The sequence below is a fragment of the Entomoplasma freundtii genome, assembly GCF_002804205.1.
Classification (GTDB): domain Bacteria; phylum Bacillota_I; class Bacilli_A; order Mycoplasmatales; family Mycoplasmataceae; genus Williamsoniiplasma; species Williamsoniiplasma freundtii.
The window spans coordinates 654,003-674,384 of the sequence record NZ_CP024962.1 but is presented as its reverse complement, the minus strand read 5'-3'; the positions used below and the strand labels follow the sequence as shown (position 1 = coordinate 674,384).

25 protein-coding genes are annotated in these 20,382 nt (G+C 35.1%); 14 read left to right on the top strand and 11 right to left on the bottom strand.

What is annotated here, in order from left to right; genetic code table 4:
* Positions 1-4: 4 nt before the first annotated feature.
* The 7 genes from EFREU_RS02940 to EFREU_RS02910 form a co-directional block, all read right to left on the bottom strand.
* Positions 5-958, bottom strand: coding sequence for a DNA-directed RNA polymerase subunit alpha (locus EFREU_RS02940; RefSeq protein ID WP_100609637.1), 954 nt, complete (start codon positions 956-958; stop codon positions 5-7).
* A 3-nt stretch (positions 959-961) separates the two neighbouring features.
* Positions 962-1,351, bottom strand: coding sequence for a 30S ribosomal protein S11 (gene rpsK / locus EFREU_RS02935; protein ID WP_100609635.1), 390 nt, complete (start codon positions 1,349-1,351; stop codon positions 962-964).
* Positions 1,352-1,373: 22 nt separating this feature from the next.
* A complete protein-coding gene (gene rpsM / locus EFREU_RS02930) occupies positions 1,374-1,739 on the bottom strand; it encodes a 30S ribosomal protein S13 (protein ID WP_100609633.1) in 366 nt (121 codons plus the stop codon).
* A gap of 28 nt (positions 1,740-1,767) precedes the next feature.
* On the bottom strand, positions 1,768-1,881 hold the full coding sequence (rpmJ, locus tag EFREU_RS02925) for a 50S ribosomal protein L36 (RefSeq protein WP_024863770.1): 114 nt from the start codon (positions 1,879-1,881) through the stop codon (positions 1,768-1,770).
* A gap of 116 nt (positions 1,882-1,997) precedes the next feature.
* Entirely contained in the window at positions 1,998-2,216 is a 219-nt protein-coding gene (infA, locus tag EFREU_RS02920) for a translation initiation factor IF-1 (RefSeq protein ID WP_100609631.1), read from the bottom strand.
* A 15-nt stretch (positions 2,217-2,231) separates the two neighbouring features.
* Positions 2,232-3,008: a type I methionyl aminopeptidase gene (gene map / locus EFREU_RS02915; protein ID WP_100609629.1), complete on the bottom strand. Its 777-nt coding sequence runs from the start codon at positions 3,006-3,008 to the stop codon at positions 2,232-2,234.
* A complete protein-coding gene (locus EFREU_RS02910) occupies positions 2,995-3,651 on the bottom strand; it encodes an adenylate kinase (RefSeq protein ID WP_100609627.1) in 657 nt (218 codons plus the stop codon). The genes map and EFREU_RS02910 overlap by 14 nt, the downstream gene beginning before the upstream one ends.
* A 193-nt stretch (positions 3,652-3,844) precedes the next feature.
* Between EFREU_RS02910 and EFREU_RS02905 the strand changes: the two genes are divergently transcribed.
* Positions 3,845-4,624 carry a hypothetical protein gene (locus EFREU_RS02905; protein ID WP_100609625.1) on the top strand — a complete coding sequence of 260 codons (780 nt, stop codon included), beginning with the start codon at positions 3,845-3,847 and terminating at the stop codon, positions 4,622-4,624.
* A gap of 60 nt (positions 4,625-4,684) precedes the next feature.
* Here EFREU_RS02905 and EFREU_RS02900 read toward each other — a convergent pair whose 3' ends face one another.
* A complete protein-coding gene (locus tag EFREU_RS02900; RefSeq protein ID WP_100609623.1) occupies positions 4,685-5,251 on the bottom strand; it encodes an inorganic diphosphatase in 567 nt (188 codons plus the stop codon).
* A 90-nt stretch (positions 5,252-5,341) separates the two neighbouring features.
* Here EFREU_RS02900 and EFREU_RS02895 point away from each other — a divergent pair, with 90 nt between their 5' ends.
* The 7 genes from EFREU_RS02895 (at position 5,342) to EFREU_RS02865 (ending at position 11,098) form a co-directional block, all read left to right on the top strand.
* Positions 5,342-6,028, top strand: coding sequence for an ECF transporter S component (locus EFREU_RS02895; RefSeq protein WP_100609621.1), 687 nt, complete (start codon positions 5,342-5,344; stop codon positions 6,026-6,028).
* A 73-nt stretch (positions 6,029-6,101) separates the two neighbouring features.
* On the top strand, positions 6,102-7,004 hold the full coding sequence (locus tag EFREU_RS02890) for an ECF transporter S component (protein ID WP_100609619.1): 903 nt from the start codon (positions 6,102-6,104) through the stop codon (positions 7,002-7,004).
* A 104-nt stretch (positions 7,005-7,108) separates the two neighbouring features.
* Complete coding sequence (locus EFREU_RS02885) at positions 7,109-7,795, top strand: hypothetical protein (protein ID WP_100609617.1); 687 nt, start codon at positions 7,109-7,111, stop codon at positions 7,793-7,795.
* 27 nt (positions 7,796-7,822) lie between these two features.
* On the top strand, positions 7,823-8,494 hold the full coding sequence (gene cmk / locus EFREU_RS02880) for a (d)CMP kinase (protein WP_100609615.1): 672 nt from the start codon (positions 7,823-7,825) through the stop codon (positions 8,492-8,494).
* Positions 8,495-8,496: 2 nt separating this feature from the next.
* The gene (gene der / locus EFREU_RS02875) at positions 8,497-9,804 is read left to right on the top strand and encodes a ribosome biogenesis GTPase Der (RefSeq protein WP_100609613.1); all 1,308 of its coding nucleotides are present in this window, start codon (positions 8,497-8,499) and stop codon (positions 9,802-9,804) included.
* Between the two features lie 4 nt (positions 9,805-9,808).
* Positions 9,809-10,792 (top strand): NAD(P)H-dependent glycerol-3-phosphate dehydrogenase, encoded by a 984-nt coding sequence (locus EFREU_RS02870; RefSeq protein ID WP_100609611.1) that lies wholly within the window; start codon positions 9,809-9,811, stop codon positions 10,790-10,792.
* Positions 10,793-10,825: 33 nt separating this feature from the next.
* Positions 10,826-11,098 carry an HU family DNA-binding protein gene (locus EFREU_RS02865; protein ID WP_100609609.1) on the top strand — a complete coding sequence of 91 codons (273 nt, stop codon included), beginning with the start codon at positions 10,826-10,828 and terminating at the stop codon, positions 11,096-11,098.
* A gap of 30 nt (positions 11,099-11,128) precedes the next feature.
* Here EFREU_RS02865 and EFREU_RS02860 read toward each other — a convergent pair whose 3' ends face one another.
* On the bottom strand, positions 11,129-11,608 hold the full coding sequence (locus tag EFREU_RS02860; RefSeq protein WP_100609607.1) for a Holliday junction resolvase RecU: 480 nt from the start codon (positions 11,606-11,608) through the stop codon (positions 11,129-11,131).
* Between the two features lie 54 nt (positions 11,609-11,662).
* On the opposite strand from EFREU_RS02860, the gene EFREU_RS02855 reads away from it, so the two are divergent.
* Positions 11,663-12,025 (top strand): DivIVA domain-containing protein, encoded by a 363-nt coding sequence (locus EFREU_RS02855; protein WP_100609605.1) that lies wholly within the window; start codon positions 11,663-11,665, stop codon positions 12,023-12,025.
* Positions 12,026-12,035: 10 nt separating this feature from the next.
* On the opposite strand, the gene trpS is transcribed toward EFREU_RS02855, so the two are convergent.
* The gene (gene trpS / locus EFREU_RS02850) at positions 12,036-13,025 is read right to left on the bottom strand and encodes a tryptophan--tRNA ligase (RefSeq protein ID WP_100609603.1); all 990 of its coding nucleotides are present in this window, start codon (positions 13,023-13,025) and stop codon (positions 12,036-12,038) included.
* 181 nt (positions 13,026-13,206) lie between these two features.
* Between trpS and EFREU_RS02845 the strand changes: the two genes are divergently transcribed.
* The 3 genes from EFREU_RS02845 to EFREU_RS02835 all read left to right on the top strand — a co-directional run bounded on the left by EFREU_RS02845 (position 13,207) and on the right by EFREU_RS02835 (position 17,337).
* Complete coding sequence (locus tag EFREU_RS02845) at positions 13,207-14,010, top strand: diacylglycerol kinase catalytic domain-containing protein (protein WP_198507953.1); 804 nt, start codon at positions 13,207-13,209, stop codon at positions 14,008-14,010.
* A gap of 43 nt (positions 14,011-14,053) precedes the next feature.
* Positions 14,054-15,379, top strand: a complete 1,326-nt coding sequence (locus EFREU_RS02840; protein WP_100609601.1) for a thymidine phosphorylase — start codon at positions 14,054-14,056, stop codon at positions 15,377-15,379.
* A 191-nt stretch (positions 15,380-15,570) separates the two neighbouring features.
* On the top strand, positions 15,571-17,337 hold the full coding sequence (locus EFREU_RS02835) for a ribonuclease J (RefSeq protein WP_100609825.1): 1,767 nt from the start codon (positions 15,571-15,573) through the stop codon (positions 17,335-17,337).
* Positions 17,338-17,372: 35 nt separating this feature from the next.
* Here EFREU_RS02835 and EFREU_RS02830 read toward each other — a convergent pair whose 3' ends face one another.
* Entirely contained in the window at positions 17,373-17,849 is a 477-nt protein-coding gene (locus EFREU_RS02830) for a hypothetical protein (RefSeq protein ID WP_100609599.1), read from the bottom strand.
* 243 nt (positions 17,850-18,092) lie between these two features.
* Here EFREU_RS02830 and oppB point away from each other — a divergent pair, with 243 nt between their 5' ends.
* Together oppB and oppC are read left to right on the top strand one after the other, a co-directional pair.
* Entirely contained in the window at positions 18,093-19,367 is a 1,275-nt protein-coding gene (gene oppB, locus EFREU_RS02825; protein ID WP_100609597.1) for an oligopeptide ABC transporter permease OppB, read from the top strand.
* Positions 19,368-19,384: 17 nt separating this feature from the next.
* Positions 19,385-20,371, top strand: coding sequence for an oligopeptide ABC transporter permease OppC (gene oppC / locus EFREU_RS02820; RefSeq protein WP_134163648.1), 987 nt, complete (start codon positions 19,385-19,387; stop codon positions 20,369-20,371).
* Positions 20,372-20,382 lie beyond the last annotated feature (11 nt).

Below are 20,382 nucleotides of genomic sequence, written 5' to 3'. Positions count from 1 at the left end.
AAGTCTAGACTTGTTTAAAGTTTAGTTCTAATTGCGCTACTTTATCTTTGATTTCTTTAAATGATTTGCGTCCTAAATTACGGATTTCTTGAATTTCATCTTCAGTATGCGAAATTAATTCACGTAAAGTATCAATTCCTGCTCGTTTCAAGCAATTCAAACTACGTTGAGTAAAGTCTAAATCGTCAATTGGTTTATCCAATTCTTTTTCTTCTTCACTCATAGTACCAATTACTTCAATGTGGTCTAGTTGGTCTTTTAAATCAACAAAGAGATTTAAGTGAGCAACTAGTACTTTGGCAGCAATGGCAATAGCATCTTTGGCTGAAACTGATCCATCAGTTTGGACTTCGATTTCTAATTTTTCCAAATCAATTGAACGACCAATTTTGGTTTGTTCAACATGATAAGCCACTTTTTTAATTGGCGAATAATTTGAATCAATTGTAATAACGCCAGTTTCTAAACCTTTTTCTTTTTTATTTTCTTTAAATGTTTTGTAACCGCGTGAGTTTTTAGCAAACAAGGTTAAGTTTAAGACTCCACCTTCGCTAATTGTAGCGATTTCTAGGTCTTTATTAAGTACTTCGACTCCGGCAGGAACTTCTAAATCACCACCTAAAACAGGACCTTGGACATCTGTTTTAATTTTTAATTCCACCACTTCTTCATCTTGAAACATGTTGGGATCAATTTTTAAAACCATTTGTTTTAAATTTAAAATAATGCGAGAAACATTTTCAACAATTCCAGGGATTGATGTGAATTCATGAGCAGCACCTTCAATTTTGATTGCGTAAATGGCAGCTCCAGGTGTAGCAGCAAGCAAAGTACGACGAAGAGCATTACCCAGAGTAACTCCGAATCCTCTTTCTAAAGGTTCTACCATAAATTTTCCAAATGATTTGTCTTGCTCTTCGATTAGAAGAGAAAATTCAGGTCTCATAAATTGTTTCATCGATTAACCTCTTGGGCGTTTTCTTGGACGCACTCCATTATGTGGGATTGGTGTGGTGTCTTTAATAGCAGTAATATCTAGACCTGTCGCTTGCAAACTACGAACAGCAGCATCACGACCTGGGCCTGGACCCTTAACTTCGACTTTAACTGTTTTAACACCTTGGTCAATTGCTCCTTTAGCAGCTGCTTCAGCAATTAATTGGGCTGCATAAGGAGTTGATTTTTTTGATCCTTTGAAACCAAGCGCTCCAGCACTTGATCATGAAAGAACATTTCCTTTTTCATCACTCACTGTGACAATTGTGTTATTAAAAGTTGAGTGAATGTGAGCAATTCCTTTAGGAATATTTTTTTTGATTTTTTTCTTACCTTGTGGTTTTGGATTAGCCATTGTTATAATTCTCTCCTTCTACCTATTTTTTCTTGTTCGCAACAGTTTTGCGAGGCCCTTTGATTGTACGGGCATTAGTTTTTGAAGATTGACCACGTGCTGGTAAGTGTTTACGGTGACGTAAACCACGATAGCTTCCGTTTTCCATTAAACGTTTAATGTTTAAAGCGGTTTCGCGACGTAATTCTCCTTCAGTTTTGATTGTTGATAATTCGTTTGAAATCGCTTTGATTTGTTCTTCACTCAAGTCTTTTACACGAATATCTTCGCTAATTTTTGTTTTTTCTAAAATTTTAGTAGCGGTTGGGACACTTACTCCATAGATGTAAGTTAAAGCAACTACTACTCTTTTATCATTGGGGATTTCTACTCCACTAATACGAGCCATGCTTCGATGATTCCTTTCACTTTTCTAATTAACCTTGACGTTGTTTATGCTTGGGTTGAGCACAAATAATCATAACGCGACCTTTGCGGCGAATAACGCGGCAGTTATCGCACATTTTTTTGACAGATGATCTAACTTTCATCGTTCACAACCTCCGTTTTTCCGTTTCTTTTTAATCAAAAAACAACTTAGTTAACCTAAGTAGCCTTGATTATTAATGTATGTTACTTAAGTTATAAAAATAAGTTTTCATCACTTTTACTTATAACGATAAGTAATTCTTCCACGTGTCATATCGTATGGGGAAATTGCTACCGTTACGCGATCACCAGGTAAAATGCGGATGTAATTCATACGGATTTTACCTGACACGTGGGCATTGATAACGATATCATTTGATAATTTCACTTTGAAAACTGCGTTAGGTAAAACTTCAATCACAGTACCTTCAACTTCTAATAAGTCTTCTCTTGCCATTCAAGTCTCCTTCGTCTAATTTTCCTTGTTCATTTTGGGAATTGATAGTTTAGTTAAAACTTCAGCTCCATCATTGGTAACAACCAATGTGTGTTCAAAATGAGCAGCCATACTTTTGTCGGCTGAAGAGACAGTCCAATGGTCTGCTCCAACTTTGGTTTTGTGAGTGCCGATTTGAACCATTGGTTCAATCGCAATCACCATTCCGGGTTGGAGACGCATGCCAGTTCCTGCTACTCCATAATTTGGAATGTAGGGATCCTCATGCATTTCTTGGCCAATTCCATGACCAGTATACTCACGGGGCAAAGCAAAGCCTAGTTGTTCGATATAAGTTTGAATCTCTGCTCCGATATCTCCAATTCGAGTACCGGGTCGAACAATTGCAATGGCTTTAGCTAAAGCTTCTTCAGTCGCTTTAACGAGTATATCATGTTTTGGTTCTTTTGCGAAGCCACAAATTTTTGTAAAAGCCGCATCGGCATGGTAACCATCATAGATGCAACCACAATCAATTGACACAATATCGCCATTTTGAATTACTCGATTTTGTGGAATCCCATGAACAAGCTGGTCATTAATGGAAATACAAATTGTGTTGGGATACCCATGATAGTTTAAAAAGTTAGATGTCGCCCCTTTTTCGGTAATAAAATCGGCGAATTTTTTATCGAGATCTAAACAGTTAACCCCAACTTGGGTTTCCTTTTTAAGCATTTCAATCGCTTCAGCTAAAATTTGTCCTGCTTTACGCATTTTAATAATTTCGACCGGATTTTTAATTGTCACCATTATTCAGTTTCAATTCCTTTACTATCTCTTGATAAATATTTTCTGGATTACTATCATGAGCAGAGACATGAATAGTAATTTCTTTAGCTTTGTAATAATCGATTAGGGGAGCAGTTTCTTTATTGTAAGCCTCTAAACGCGTTTTGACTTTTGATGGTTCGTCATCAGGGCGACGAATTAATTTGGTACCATCAAAATCACAAATTCCAGCCACCTTTGGAGGACGGTTTTGTAAATTATAACTACGTTTACATTTTGGACAAATTCAGCGTCCCGAGATTCGCTCAATCAAGACAGATTCTGGCACTTCTAGGTAAACAACTTTATCGACTTTAGCATTATAATTGGCCAAAATTTTCGTTAAAGCTTCAGCTTGGTCAATAGTTCTTGGGTAACCATCAAAGATTAAGTTATCGTGAATCTTTGCTAAGGCACATTCAACCATTTGGTTAACAATTTCATCGGGCACTAATTTACCGTCATTCATGTAACGCTTCGCTTCTTGACCTAAAGTCGTATCATCGGCGATATTTTTGCGAAAAATATCGCCAGTAGAGAATTGTATCATTTTGTTACGATTTACTAAAAGTTCAGCTTGGGTTCCTTTTCCCGAACCAGGGGCACCGAGTAGAATTATATTCATTAGTTTCCATCCTTCTTAACTTGTTGTTTCAGTCATTATTCAGTCTTAAAATTAAGTTAATTTTGCTTTTAGACCCCTTTTGGCAAGCCCTAAAAGAAAGAAAAGCCTAAAAACAATTTTTAAGAGCACAATAATATTAACGCACCAAAAATAAAAAAATGGAAATGTTGGGTGTGTTTTTGAAAGGATAGCCATGACAGCTCTTACTTGAATTAACCTTGTACTTTGAATTTTAGACCTTTGTGTCGTGGTCGGAATTTCCGGTTTTTACCTTTGGTTTGCTAAATGGTATCACGATTGAAAAGTTTTAGAAATCAATAGTGGTCATGACCTAATTGATTCGCATACCATGGGCCAACTTGTCGAGACTTTTCAAAAGAAATTAAACCTCACTAATTATGTTATTGAATTCCAAGATAATGATTACGAGCGTCGTCTTTTTTGAAACCTCAAACGAAGAGAAAAGAAGATTATCATTACAAAACGGATTTTTCCATCGGTAGGTTACGAACTTGATTATCTAATTAGTCGCTTATGAATCGCTTCTAAAGAACTAGAACATAACCGTTTATTAATTACTTATAAATGGGTAGTGAAATTTTTGCCTTATCTTTACTTAGCATTAATCGGTCTTTGCTTTATTGGCCAAACCGTGGTTTTCTTTTTGGGCTTAAATCAACAAGAAGTCTTAAGTAATTCGGCCCTTGATTTTCTTTGAACGAACCCTATTTTTGCCTTTTTAGTATTTATCTTCTTCGCTTTATGAGTCTTTAACTTTTATATTGCCTTTGATTTAAAAACGAAAGTAGAGCAACTTTATAACAAAGAAGTTGTACCGTTAGTTAAAGAAATCTTAGATTTTTATACCTTCGATTTTTTTGCAGCACGCCAATACGCTCAGGAAATGCGTTTACCTTATGCCTTCACTTTTCGTAACCGCTTAGATAAATGACTTGGTCCCTTTGTTTATTAACGAACCGTCTAATTTAAAAACCTAGGTGCAAGAAACACCTAGGTTTTTAAAGTTGGTCTTTTAGGCTTGGCCTCAACCTTTAGCCTTTCATTCGGCTAGGATAGATTCACGCCCTTCAGGGGTATTTAAACGATCCTTGTAATTTTGGTAACGTTCACGACATTCTTTTAATTCTTCAAAAGCTTCTTTTTCATCACCTCAACCATGAATTTCAACATGTTTCTTTTGCAAGGTTTTATATTGCAAAAAGAAGTCTTCGATTTCATCACGGTAGTGTTGAGGAACATCATTTAAAGATTTAAAGTCTTTAAAACGTGGGTCATCAGCAAAAACCCCAAACAATTTCGTATCAATTTCACCTGCATCAATCATTTTAATCGAGCCTAAAATTCGAACATTTACTGAGACACCAGGAAAAGTTGGATATGTAGCTAACGAAATGACATCCAATGGATCGCCATCTCAATCTAAAGTTTCTTCCACCATTCCATATTCTCCGGGATAGAAGTTAGCCCCGAATAAAACTCGGTCAAGTTTAATTCGCCCGGTTACTCCATCTACTTCATATTTATTTGATGACCCTTTCGGAATTTCCACAATCATGGGAATAACATTATTTTTTGACATCTTTTTCCTCTCTTATACTATTTTCGATTATCCTAATTTTATAATAATATTAATTTTATGTTGAAAATTTTCAATATAAGGAGCATAGGAATGCAGAAAAAAAAGACCCCTTTAAAATCACGACATAATTACTTTTGAGGTTATAAAACTGATTTTTCTGAAATTAACCATCGGAACGCTAGTTTAATTTGACATGATTATTTTCATTTAACTACCAAAAAAATAGTGCTAATGGCCTTAATGTTAGCTCTAAATATTATCATGACTATTTTTTCCAAATACGTTTTAGGCTTGGCCCCAATTGGCGGCTTCTTTGTCATTGAAATTTCTTTTTTCACCGTGCTCTTATTCTTAATGATGACCAATTTCTTTTATACGTTTATTTTTTTTGAAATTACTGTTTGGTTTCGGTTTTTATTAGGAAGTGAACCAATTGGACTAATTGCCATGAATTTAATTGACGGTTTTTTTCTTGTCTTCTTTGCTTTAAGTGTTTTTCTTTTTAAAAAGTGAGAAGTAACTTTTCAAGTGAAAAACCATTTGAAGAAACTTTTCATTTTTGAAATAGTAGCCTTTATTATTATCAGCATCATCACTGCTGGTTTTGCTGTATTAATGAACTGAGCCTTTTTATTGAATTGGTATTTAGTGCCTACTAGTAAGGGTTTATTAGCCATGATTTTCGGATTAAATATTGCCAAGAGTGCCATTAACGGTGTGCTTTATTTTGCTTTATATAATGTCCTTATTGTTTTATTAAAACATTATCAAATCTAATTTTTTTTTTAAACAAAAACTTGTTTTTATTAATTTCTTATTTATAATTTTTATAAAGAGGAAAACATCATATATGAAAAAAGATAAAAACGCCAAAGAGATGTTTAGTTCGATGAAACGAGATTTTCATCGAACACATCATGAAAACGAAGCTGATCATGGCAACGATCATAAAGACCATTATCATGGCAAAATTCACTACGATAAAAGCGGTCATGCTGACAAAATTGACCCAAACGAATTCAAAGCCAAAACTTATTTTAAATATACGAAAAAAAACTTAACCTTTAAAATAGCCGCCTCAGGTGTTGTCTTAGCCCTTTCTGTGGCTGTCTCTGCCTTAGACATTGTTTTCGAATCATTTTTAATGTTTCCTATTGGACAAGTTTATATTTCGTTCCGTTTCCTAGATACTATTGTTCTATTAATCGGTTTACCTGTCTTGGGACCAATATTTGGTTCATTAGTAGGCTTACTTGAACCTATTTTCCATAACTTGATTCATGGGATGGAGCATGGGTGAATCCAACCTCTAACGGATTCCTTAACTAATGTCATCATCATCTTTTTAACTTGAGCAATTTATTACCTACTATTTAGAAATTCTCCTTATCACCGTGACCCGAATAAGAAAAAAGATTGGTTAAAGCGAATTACCCCGGCCTTTATCCTTTCTGTTTTGGCTGCCTTGATTGCGACTGCCTCACTATTTTTAGCCCTTTATATTCAGTCTAAAACTGGTTGAGGTATTCATGACCACGATCACGATCATGCCCATCATTTTAGTGATTTATTACAACACCATGACCATGATCATGGAGGCAAACCGAGTGTTGGTTGAAGTAACATTACAAGCAATGTCGCTTACTTCTTCTTTGCCATCTTTGGAATTAACTTATTGCGTTATGCAATTGCCTATTCGCTTTTTGTAGTCATTGAAGGTCGTCTTCGTCCACTAAACCACCGTTATCGTTAAAAGAACTTGATTTTTTCGATAATAAACATTCTTAATAGTTCCCGAACTTGTTCGGAACTATTTTTTTTGTTTTAGTATAATTGAAACGAGTGATTGAGGTGTTAATGAGCAAATTTGTTTCCCGCAAAGAGTTGCACGCCGAAGAAATTCAACAAGTCAATCGAGATATTACGAGTTTGCAAGATAGCACTCGAGATACGCAATTTCTATCGGCCATTATTAAAATTTTGACAGAAATTGATTATGAATATTTCAATGAGTTAATTCAAGACTTGCGTAGCACCTTTGACATTGATAAATATTATTTTGATAGTGATAAAAACAAAAATGGGATGAGTAACGAAGTGCTTCATCTTTTAGAAAATCATATTCAAGAGTTAATGAGTATGAGTTTAGATTCAGAAAAAATAATAAACCAAAATGATAGTTTGAACCATGGAGTGATTGAAGTCTCGTCAAGTTTATACAAACAACAAATAGCGGCCTCAAAGGCCATTGAAACAAGTTATACACAAAAACTAGCTGATTTGGTGCCTTTATGAGAAGAAAAAGGTAAGGTTTTAACTCGGAACCAATTTGAACCACAAGTTCTCACTGGTTTAATGAAACAAAATGAACATTATGATACATTAGCTATCCTAAAATTTACCCACGACCTAATGCAAAAAGAGATTACAGCCACTCACGAACAAAAAAACCGTTATAAAATTAAGTTTAAATGATTTCTCATTGTTGCTCCAATTCTTTTAATCGGGATAGTTTTAGCAATAATTTTGCCGTTTTTTATTTAATTAAGTATTTAAAGGAGAATTTAATAAATGTCGAAAAAAATTGTTGTTGCCGTTGATGGAACAGCCGGAAGTGGCAAATCAGCAACCTTGAAAAAAGTAGCTACACAAATTGGCTATACCTTTATTGATACTGGTTTAATGTATCGCGCCTTCACCCTTTTAGGACTTAATAAAAAAGTTGATTTTAAAAACTCGCAAGAATTAATTAACTTAATTCCCGATTTTGACTATGTTGTCAAAAAAGATAAAGTTTTTTTAAATGGCCAAGATGTTAGCAACAAATTAGCCAGTCCGGAAATTTTGGCAAATATTAACGACATTACTCCTATTCCGGAAATTCGTGAATTAATGGTTCAAAAGCAACGGGCATTAGCGCAGACTAATCAAAATGAGGGAATAATTATGATTGGTCGGGATATCACAAGTGTAGTCTTGCCAACAGCAGATCTAAAAATCTATCTTGATGCCTCTTTAGACGCTCGTGCTCAACGCCGGTATGAAGAAACCCGGAATGAAAAGACAAATAACACTGATTTAGCTTTTATTAAAAAAGCTTTGGCCGAACGAGATGCGAGTGACAAAAACCGTCTTGTCGGTCCGTTAGTATTAACTAACAACACTTGATATTTGGATAATTCTACAATGTCACTAGACCAAACCGTGGACACAATTATCGCTAAAATTAAGCAAATGGAGTAAAAATGAAAAAGAAGAACGTTATTGCTATTATTGGCCGACCGAATGTTGGAAAATCTTCCCTTTTTAATCGGGTTATTAAAGAAAAAAAAGCGATTATTGAAGATCGGCCTGGAGTCACTCGTGACCGGATTTATGGAAGCGCTGATTGACTAACTCGAGATTTTATTGTGATTGATACAGGGGGGATTACTTTAGAAAACGCCACCTTTGCCAAAGAGATTAAATTGCAAGCAGAGATTGCGATGGCTGAAGCAGATGTTATCGTTTTTGTTGTTAACCACCAAGAAGGTTTATTGCCTGATGATGAAATGATTGCCAAATTATTGTATAAAACAAAAAAACCTGTCATTTTGGCAGTTAATAAATATGATCGAAAAATGAACCAAGATGAAACTTATCATTACTTGACACTTGGTTTTGGCGAACCATTTTTGATTTCGTCAACACATGGGATTGGGATTGGTGACTTGCTTGATGAGATTATTCACAAATTACCCTCACCAAAAGAACAAGACCAAACGCCTTATCCAAGTGTGGCCCTGATCGGGAAACCTAACGTAGGAAAATCTTCGCTTATTAATACCCTTACTGGTGAACAACGAATGATTGTTTCACCAATCCCTGGCACAACCATTGATGCTGTGGATAGTTTAGTGAAATATAACGGCAAAAATTATCTTTTTGTAGACACAGCTGGAATTCGCCGCAAAGGGAAAATCGAGAGCTTAGAAAAATATAGTTACCTAAGGTCATTGGGGGCTATTAACAAAGCTGATTTTGTGCTCTTGATGATGGATATGTCTGAACCAATTTCTGACCAAGATACTAATATCGGTGGTTTGGCTTTTGAAGCCCAAAAGCCAATTATTATTATTGGTAATAAATGGGATTTATTACCGACAGAAATGAAAGACCGAAAAAGACGCGAAGCAGAAATAAGAGCCTATTTCAAATACTTGAGATATGCCAAAATTATTTTTATTTCTGCTTTAGAAAAACAAAAAATTGGACAAATTTATCAAGCGATTGATGATGTTGATGCTAGTTTAAAACGCAAAATCCAAACATCAATTTTTAATGAAGTTTTAAACCGTGCTCAACTTCTAAATCCTGCTCCTGATCATAATGGGGGAAGACTGAAAATTTATTATGGTTCTCAAGTTGAGGCTTACTTACCAACTTTTGTTATTTTTGTTAATAACCCTGATTACGTTCACTTTTCATATAAACGTTTTTTAGAAAACCAAATTCGTGAACAATTTGGTTTTGAAGGGGTTCCCATCAATTTAATTTTCCGCGAAAGAAGGTAAGCTAATGAAAAAAAATTTTACAATTATTGGTTCAGGAGCCTATGGCACTTGTCTAGCCAACGTCTTGGCAGATAATGGTCATGAAGTGGTTATTTATGGTATTAGTGAATCAGAAATCAATGATATTAAATTTAAGCACCAAAATTCGCAATTCTTTGGTGATGCTAAATTAAACCAAAATATTTTAGCAACAACCAATCTCGAAGCTGCCCTAGCTAAGACGGAAATCCTAATCTTAGCGGTTCCCACAAAGGCTTTACATTCTGTCATCGCCCAATTAAAAGCTACCTTAACCCATGAGGTAATCATTTTGAATACTGCCAAGGGGTTAGCACCGAATGGCGACTTGCTATCTACCTATATCCAAAAGGACTTACATGATTTCGCGATGGTAAGTGATTATGGTGCCCTTTATGGTCCTTCGATTGCTAGTGAAGTAGTCCGTCGTCTGCCAACTGGAGTAACCTTGGTCATGAAAAATAAGAAATTGGCTAAATCCATCGCCAATAACTTTCAAAATGAGTACTTTGCTATTGGCTTAAGTGATGATTTTGCGGGATGTGAGATTGCAGCTGCCTTGAAGAATGGGATTGCTATTGGTTCAGGAATTCTTGATGGTTTAAATGCTGGAGATAATGCTCGTGCTTCATTAATTGCCAAAGGCTTGAGAGAAATTTATGAAATTAGCCAAGTTTTTGGTGGGCGTTTAGAAACTGTTTTAACTTATGCTAGTGTCGGGGATTTGGTGTTGACGGCCACTTCACCAAAATCACGAAACTATTCTCTAGGTCATCGGATCGCGATTGAAGGGAACCCTAAAGAAACGATGGAAAATTTGTCAACCACAACTGAAGGTGTGGAAGCGGTGAAAATAGCGCATCAACTTTGCGAAAAAAACCACATACCATCTGAGATTTTCCTAAATCTGTACGAAATATTGTATAATTTTAAACGACCAATCGTACTCGTAAACAATTTTTTGAAATAAGTTAAAGTTGGTTAAGAAAAGTAGGAGACACACATGACAAAAAAAGAAATTGCTGAAACTTTGATGCAAAAAGAAGATTTAAGTAAAGCCCAAAGTGAAAGAATCGTGGCTCTGGTTTTTGATGATATTGCAAAATATTTAAGCAACGGCCACGAAGTTGCTATTGCTGGATTCGGAAAATTTAGTGTTGTTGATCGCCCTGAACGTGATGGGATGAATCCAAGTACTAAAGAAAAAATTCGTATCCCCGCTTCAAAAGCTTCAAAATTTAAGGCAGCAAAACAACTAAGAGAACGTCTACAATAAAAATAAAAAAATTGCTGCATAGCAATTTTTTTATTTATCCAATAAGGCTAGATAATTTAATTTTAATTCCTCATTAATCTTTAATTCCGTTTGCGTTTCTTGAAACCAACCCAACGGAATTTTTTGTGTGTTGTTTAGGATATAAGTTTCCAAAGCTTGGTAAGTAACAAAGAAAAATTGGTTAGTTCTTTCAAAATAAATTATTAAAAAAGCATAACCCTTGGTAGCTAAAATTTGTTGTAATTTAGCATGTTGGCTTGGGCGAATTTGTTTCCAGGCAAAATATTCTTGAGCTGTTTCCTTGGCTTCGAATTCAAAATAAGCTCCTTGGTAATTGCCGATGTAATCGCAGGCATAATGTTTCATAAAAAATGGTCGTTGTGTTTTTGGATCTCAACCTTGTTGAACAGGAATTTTGTAAACTGTGCACCGTCTTTCCTCATTATATTTTTTATGTGTTAAATTAAGGATTGTTTCTAAGAACAAACCCTTTTGATTTAAAGGTACCATTTTCCTCCCTAAAAGAGATTCGGAAAATGTTAAAATGACGGTAGGAGAAAAATCATGAAATTAAAGAATAAATTCAACCCCGAAGATTTGCAACAAAAAAATTTCACGATTGAAATTAAAGGTTATAAAGTTGAAGAAGTCAATGATTTTTTAGATGAAATCCAAGCAGATTATTTACACTTCCTTGCAATCTTGGCAGACCTTCAAAATGAACTAACCTTATTACAAGATGAAAATAACAAATTATTAAAAAACCAAATTAATTTAAAAGAGCAAAATGATTGACTTGACCAACAACGTATCCAGGTTGCTAAAAACGAATTGTCAAACTCAGATGTAATGGCCCGGATTTCCCAAATTGAAAAAAATTTAAATAAGGTCCTGACTGCCTTAGAACAAAAAATCCAAGTTAATTAACTTGGATTTTTTAATTCAGTCCCATTTTTTTTCTAGTTTTGGTCACTTTTTTTTGGGCGACTCGATTAGCTCGAAGTGCGCCTTCATTTAAAATTGTCTCTAGTTTGCCGCTACGTTTAATCTCTTGGTAATTTTTCTGAATTGGCTCTAAAATAGCAATAATTTCTTCGGCCACATCATCTTTGAAATCTTTATAGTTTTTGCCTTCCCAAAGATGTTCGATATTTTCAGGAGTGGTATTTTTTAAGAGAGCATAGATAGTCATTAAATTAGAAACACCAGGTTTATTCTCTGGGTCATAACGAACAACATTCTCACTATCTGTGAGCGCACTAGCAATTTTTTTACGAATTATTGCTGGTTCATCAAGAATATAAAGCACCGCTTTCGGGTTCAGTGAAGATTTACTCATTTTCTTAGTAGGATCTTGTAAATCCATGATTTTTATTTTGTTTTTGGTTAAGAGTGGTTCCGGAACTTTAAAGTTTTCTCCATACTTATTATTGAACCTAAGAGCTAAGTCACGTGCCAATTCAACATGTTGTTTTTGGTCAACACCAACCGGAACAAAATCTGGTTCATAAAGCAAAATGTCAGCTGCCATTAATGTCGGGTAGTTAAAAAGACCGGCCGGAATTGAACTTTTATTGGCCAATTTTTGGCTTTTATCTTTAAATTGGGTCATTCGCGATAATTCCCCCATTGAGGTTTGGGTATTTAAGAGTCAGCCTAACTCAGAGTGAGCCGGCACTTCACTTTGCTTGAAAATAACAACATTTTCTGGGTTTAACCCTGCTGCCAAATAAAGAGCAGCAATTTCTTCGGTATTTTGTTTAAGTTGTTTGGGATTTTGAGGTAACGTAATCGCGTGAAGGTTGGCAATAAAAACAAACAAATCATATTCATCTTGCCAATCAATTAAATTCTTCACGACACCTAAGTAATTACCTAAAGTCATCTTGCCGCTTGGCGTAATGCCAGTAATCATTCTTTTTTTCATGGTTCCCCTTTATTTTATTTCCAATCAATTGTAATAATTTCTTTTAAATTATAGCCTAATAACTAGCTTATTCTTGTTTAGTAATCGGACCAAAGTTAACTTATGAGAAAAATGATTTTCTTTCTGAAACAACGCCAGCGCTAACAATTGATTATAATAATCTTAAAAAGGGGTTTTAATAATGATTACTTATGCCATCGTAACAAATGATTATCCAGAATCAATTGCTTTAAAAAGCCAATTAAAGGAAATGATTAAGCTTAACCCAAGTTATTTGGAAGTGCATACTAAGCCAGATTATGTATTTGTTATTGGCGGTGATGGAACCTTCTTGAATGCGGTTCATTTATTTGAAAATGATTTAAAAACCACCACGTTTATTCCGATGAAATTTGGCGGGATTGGCTTTTATACAAACCATAATACAACGGCTGATTTAGAATTAATTTTAAAAAGTGGTCTTGACCAAAACCATCATTACTTTGAGTATAGTTTGCTCGAGTTGCTTAACGGCAGTAAAACTCATTATTCTTTAAATGAAATTAAAATCGTTAATAATATTCGTCCTTTAGAATTAGATGTTCTTATTAATAACGAAAAATTAGAAACTTTCCGTGGCACCGGTTTAGTTTTTGCTACCCCTTCTGGTTCAACTGGTTTTGCTAAGTCAGCTGGGGGGCCAATTATTTACCCTAATATTGATATTTTCGAAATGCTTGAACTTTTCCCAGTATCAACTAATAAATTCCGTACCCTTAACGCACCGATGATTTTTTCCAAAAACCAAACGTTGTCAATTGTTTTAAAGAAACCTCCAGAAGTGGCGGTTTCTATCGATACTAAAGATATCAAAATTGAAGACCCATTAATTATCGTAAAATTAAGTCAAGCGAAAGTAAAAGTGATGTCGCTTTCTTCAGAAGAAATAACCAAAACTAAATTATTGAAGAGCATTTTTGTTCTTCAAGATCGTACAAAAAACTAGATTATTAGCCCATTACTAACTTAGAATTTGAGGACCAATATTTATGTCATTAACACCAAAAAATGAAAAGTATACATTTAAAGAAATCATGGAACGTAAAAAACGCGGTGAGGTTTTAACCTTAGGTGAATTTGATTGAATCATCGCTAACTACTTGGAAGATGTTATCAAGGATTACCAAATGTCTGCTTTTATTGCAGCCATATTTTTCAAAGGAATGACCGATAAGGAAGTCGGAGACCTAACAAGTAGTTACTTAAATTCAGGAATTACTTACAACCTTGATGATGTTCCGGGTTGAAAAGCAGATAAACACTCCACTGGTGGAGTTGGGGATAAAATCACCCTTATTTTTACCCCTTTAGCTGCTTCATATGGTATTAAAGTAGCAAAATTATCAGGGCGCGCTTTAGGCCAAACTGGTGGTACTTTAGATAAACTTGATTCCTTTCCGGGGTTTAGAAGTGATTTAAGCGAAACTCAATTTAAAAACCTACTTAAAGAAAATGGGATGGTGATTGCTGCTGCCAATCACGATTTAGCTCCGGCTGATGCAGAGATTTATGCCTTACGAGATGCCACCCAATTAATTGACTCACTGCCTCTAATCGCCGCTTCGATTATGGCTAAAAAATTGGCTATCAAGACCAACTCACTTATTTTAGATGTCAAAGTTGGTTCAGGAGCTTTCATGAAAGATAAGGAGTCAGCAACTGCTTTGGCCAAATTAATGATTAATATTGGTAAGCACCATCATCGTGATGTGGAAGTTCTTTTGACAGATATGGAAAAACCCCTTGGAAGAACTATTGGTAATGCACTTGAAGTAAAAGAAGCATGAGAAACTTTGCATGGTAATGGTGAAGCGGATGTGATTGAAATTGCGACGACAGCGGTGGCCTTGACCCTTGTTAAGGCAAAAGTTTTTGCTAATTTTGAAACTGCTAAAAAATCAGCTTTATCACGTCTCCAAAGTGGCCAAGTTGTACCATTTTTTAAAACTTTGATTACTGCTCAAGGTGGTGACATTAGCATTTTAGAAAATTATAATGAACACTTTCCAACTAAAAATAAGGTCCAAATCAAAGCTGATCAAGATGGTTACATTAGTTATCACGATGCCTTAAACCTGGGCTTTTTAAATATTGATTTAGGAGGAGGGCGTCTTCACAAAACAGATGTGATTGACTACGCTGCCGGAATTATTATTTGTCAACCCGATGGTTCTTTGGTTAAAACCGGAGATGTGGTGATGGAACTATTAACCAACAAAGAACCGTTGGCAAGTTGAACTCAACGTGCGCAAAAAAGTTTTACGATTGATAAGGCTTACCGTCCAAAACCAGTTATTGAAAAAATTATTAACTAAGAGAACCTTTAACTAAACGAAACCAAAGAGCGTACCCGCCAACTTTGGGCTGTTTTTTGTTATAATCTATCCGGTTATAATTGATGTCTGTAGTAGAAATATAAAACAATAAAGATTAATAATTTTTCTGCTTTTAATTTGCTATCAAGTAAAAAGTGTATTTAAAGAGATGAAAAGAAAGAATGGAAAATATGGGAAATATTAAATTCATGGCCCTAGGTGGCCAAGATGAGCGGGGTAAAAACCTCTATGTTTTGGAAATTGATGATGAACTATTTGTTCTCGACGCTGGACTAAAATTTCCGGACAAAGGGATTTTAGGAGTCGACATGGTGATTCCTAATTTTGATTATTTGAAAGATAATCGTCAACGTGTTAAGGCGATTTTCTTAACTAATGCTTCGGCTTATAATTCGGGGGCAACAAATTATCTTTTGAAAGACCTCGATGTACCAGTTTACTGTAACCCCATTACTGCCCAGGTTCTAAAGATTAAAGCTCAACGTGCACGCATGCGTAATCGCGATAGTAATTATCATGTCGTTCATGATAAAGAAATAATTAATTTTACTTCCACAAAAGTAGAGGTATTTCGGTTAACAGCTTCTTCACCGCAAACCCTTGGCTTCGCTTTTAGCACCAAACAAGGTGCGGTAATTTATTTAGGTGATTACATTATCGATGGGCAAGAACAATCATCATTTTCTACTGATTTTGCTAATTTAGCAAAAATCAGTGAGCGTGGAGTCTTGGCTTTAATTAGTGATACTGCTTCAGCTTCACGTCGCGGTTTTACAGCACCTAACCATAAAATCGAAAGTTATATTGCTACACCGTTTAAAGAAAAACATAAGCGAATTATTATTGGTATCTTTGAAGAGGACCTCTTTAAAGTTGGAGAAATTATTCGTGCTGCGCAAGAAAATAATCGTAAAATTGCTGTTTATGGTCGTACAATGAGTTCCTTGCTAGATTCAAACCTACTTGCTGATTTCAATGTTCGTAAGGAAGATTTGATGTCTCCTGAAGAATATAAAACTTCTGAAAACGGAGTCTTAATTATTTCTGGTAATGCCGAAGTACTTTACTCAAAACTAAATAAAATTGCTAATAATAACGATGAGGTAGTGGACTTTACTGAAAATGATCTAGTTATTTTAGCCACACCGCCAGCTCCCGGAGTGGAAAAACGTCATGCGCAAATCCTTGATGAATTGGCGAGAACCGAAGCTCGCATCATGGCCTTATCAGATCGCAACATTTGGGCAATGAATAGTTCCTATGAAGACTTAAAGGTAATGGTTTCGATTTTCAAACCTAAATACTTTATTCCTATCAAGGCCCTTTATAAAGACTTTTTAGAAGCTGAAAGTGCAGCACTAAGTGCTGGTGTAAAACCAGGTAATGTTGGCATTATTGACAATGGTCAAGTATTGAATCTAGCGGGACGTCAATTAGCCGTCACTGACCGTACTATTAAGAATGGTGATACTTATGTTGATGGTCTTGGTATCGGTGATATTGGTAATGTTGTTTTAAATGAAAGAAAGCAATTGGCAAGTGACGGTGTGATTATTGTTGGAGTATCAATTGATAGTCGCAGTAAAGCTCTAGTGTCATCAATTGATATTCAAATGCGTGGCGTGATTTATATCAAAGAAGAAAACACGATTTTCAAAACATTGCAAAAGCAAATTGCTGATATTATGACAAAAGGCCAAAGTGATTATCGAACTAACCCAAGTAGCTATGATTTAAATGAAATCAAAAAGGAAATCATTACTAAAGTTCGTAGCGTCATTAAACAAGAATCTGGTAAGCAACCAATGGTTCTAGCAATTGCTAATGAAATTAATGAAAAAGACTTTACGCCATTTGTGCGACCAAGCAAAAATTTAAAAACTGGTGGTAATCGTTATTGATTGAACAAAACCACTAACTCTAAACCAAAGAAATAAAAAATCTCCTTAGGGAGATTTTTTATTTTACAAAGCTAGAGCAGAATAGTTATTAAAGTCGCAAATAGGGCAAATGGTAATCAACTTACCAAAATAAGGTTCCGGAAACGACGATATTTTGCTTCTTCTAAGGTATAGGTTTTTTGGTAACGACGCCGTTTATCATTAAAGTATTTTTCTGCTGCTTTATTTTTTCAATAACCAAGCATTCACCAAATAAGAATCAGAACAAATAGATAGGCAAAAGCAAAGTATGATGCCCCTCACCAGTTCGGAGTTTGTTTGGATTTTAAAGTGAGGTAGCCAACCAAGAAACTCATGCCGATACCTACCAAAAGGATAATGGCAGAAATTAATCAATCAAACCAACGCAGGCGTGAAGTGGCTTTGTATTCACTTTTATGGCCGGCCTGGTGTTGTATTTTATCAGTTTCAGTTAAGATTTCGGCTGTCTCTTTGTTATGAACCAATTTTTGGTTTTTTCTTAATGCCTTTAAGTCTTTATGAGCCATAATTGCCTCCTTTCTGGGTTTCAAGATTGCGTAATATAGTGTATACTATATAAATATGTTAAGTGGGCTTCGCTTTTTGAGTTTTAGGGGCCTTGACAAGTTCCACTTTAAACTTATATTGCTTTTTGCTTTTGAAACATTAATTCTAATTATAATCAATAGCTTACAAAATACAAAATCGCGTTCATTTCCCCTAAAAATCGCCATTGCATTAATGACGCGTTTGGAAAGGAAACGATTATCATGTCACAAAATAATTCTACAATTTCCTCCTCCATAGAAGAGTCGTCTCAACTGGAGCAATTACAAGTGATTCAAACAAATTTAAATCTTGAATCAGAGGCATTTAATTTAGACTTTGAACTAGCACGTTATAAACCGTCAAGAATCCAAGAATTCCGTTATCGGTACTCTGATTTTTGGAGTGGTACAAACAAGTTCTTTCTTCAACATCCACTAATTGGTTATTCATTTCGACGAATAATTTATGGGTTGATTACTTTACTTATAGCAATTATCCTTTTGTTTATCATTATTCGTTCAGTGACAAATGATATTCAATACTTGCCAGCCAATTACCAATCTCTCAAATTATCAGATAAACAACTTGAGGAATTATTGGTGAATAGAATGAAGTTATTTGGCGTTTATGGCCCAATGGGACAACAACTTGCCAATTATTTGCGTAACCTATGTCCTTTCATTCCTAAAGATATTCTAGTTTTCGACTACTATGAATTCTCACCGGATGGATCAAGCATCGTTTATTGGGAAGAAATATTTGAACGCCGTTGAGTTTACCTTGGAGTTACTTCATCGCCATCAATTGCTGATTCAAGTACTGATGTAATGACTTTATTCAATAAAGCCATTCCTTACTCATTTGTCTTTGGGTCAATTGCTGTAGTTATTTCTTACTTAATTGGAATTCCTTTGGGAATTGAAGCAGCGAAGAAAAAAGGTAAACCATCAGATTCAATTATCAATGCTTCTTCAATCACTTTGATTGCAGTACCAGCAGTAGTCATCGTTATTGGTATTTATCTATTATCGGTTGCTGGATTTAATAATTCAGGTCTCTTTAGTTCCGGTGCCTTTGCCACACGTTTTTGACCTATCGTAGTTCTGGTGTTAATGATGATGCCATCAACGGTTGTGTTAACTCGCCGTTACGTTGTTGATGAAATGACTTCTGATTATGCTCGTTTTGCCCTTTCAAAGGGGATGACAAATAATAAAGTTTATTATGTTCACATCTTCCGTAATGCTGGAATCCGCATTTTAAAACAATTTCCATTAGACTTGGCTGTTACCTTATTTGGGGCCTCGATTTTAACCGAACAACAATGAGGCATTCCGGGAATGGGGCGCTATATTGTCTCGGCTGTTTCCGGTGATAAAGATTCTTTTGTTATCCTTGGGTATGTCTCATTTGCTGCCTTTGTTACCGTGTTCTCTTCTTTGATTTCAGACCTTTTAATGGTTGGTCTAGATCCACGTGTCAAATTAACTAAATAGAAAGGGAGGGTTAAGTTATGTCTAACCACCAAAATAAAAATACAAATACTAGCCCTCTTGTGGCTAAAAATAATTTAGCAGTTTCGGAAATCGATAGTTCGTTATTTGAAGTTGTTGGAATTAGAAAAAGTGAATCAGAGCAATTAGCTAGCAAGCCTTATAGTTATTGAAAGGCCGTTGCTAAACTATTATTCACTAATTGGACATTTATTATTTGTGCCACTTTATTAGTTATCATTATTGCCTTATCAATCATTGTCCCTTGAGGAAAACAAGCAGTTCCAACCAACCGCCCAGGTGTTGGACCAGCGGCGCCAAGCAAAGGCCATATCTTTGGTCTTGGGATGTTCGGTGAAGATTTTTGAATCGAAATGTGGCTTGGAATTAGAACAACCCTAATCTTAGCTTTTACTTTAGCATTCATTCAATTAGCGATTGGAGTACTATTAGGTTCGATTTGGGGTTACTTCCGTCAAACAGATATCTTCTTCATCCAATTAACTAACTTCTTAACTTTGGTACCACAACTAATTTTATTATTATTTATTATTTTCGTCTTTAATGTTGGCTTCTGACCAATTGTTTTAGGGGTTTCTCTCCAAGCTTGAATTTCAATTGCTTCAACTGTCAGGGTACAAATTATGTTGGTAAAAAATACTGACTATAATGTTGCCTCGTTAACTTTAGGTTCAAGTTCAACCCGAATTATTCACAAAAACATTTTGCCAAAGATTTTACCAGGAATTGTCCAAGCAGGAATATTTGCTATTCCGAATGCTATTTCTGTGGATGCAACTTTAACCTTCTTAAACTTCGGTTTTGTTGATGGGGTTAAAAAAACATCATTAGGAAAAATTTTAAATAACATCATGCCCGATACCGATTGACAAGTGTTTCCTCACTTGTTAATTATCCCTATCATTTTTATCAGTATGATTTCAATCATTTTCTTCTTGGTTGCTAAAGTCTTTGCTGATTCACTTGATCCCAAAAATCACCGTTAGTCAAGTAAACA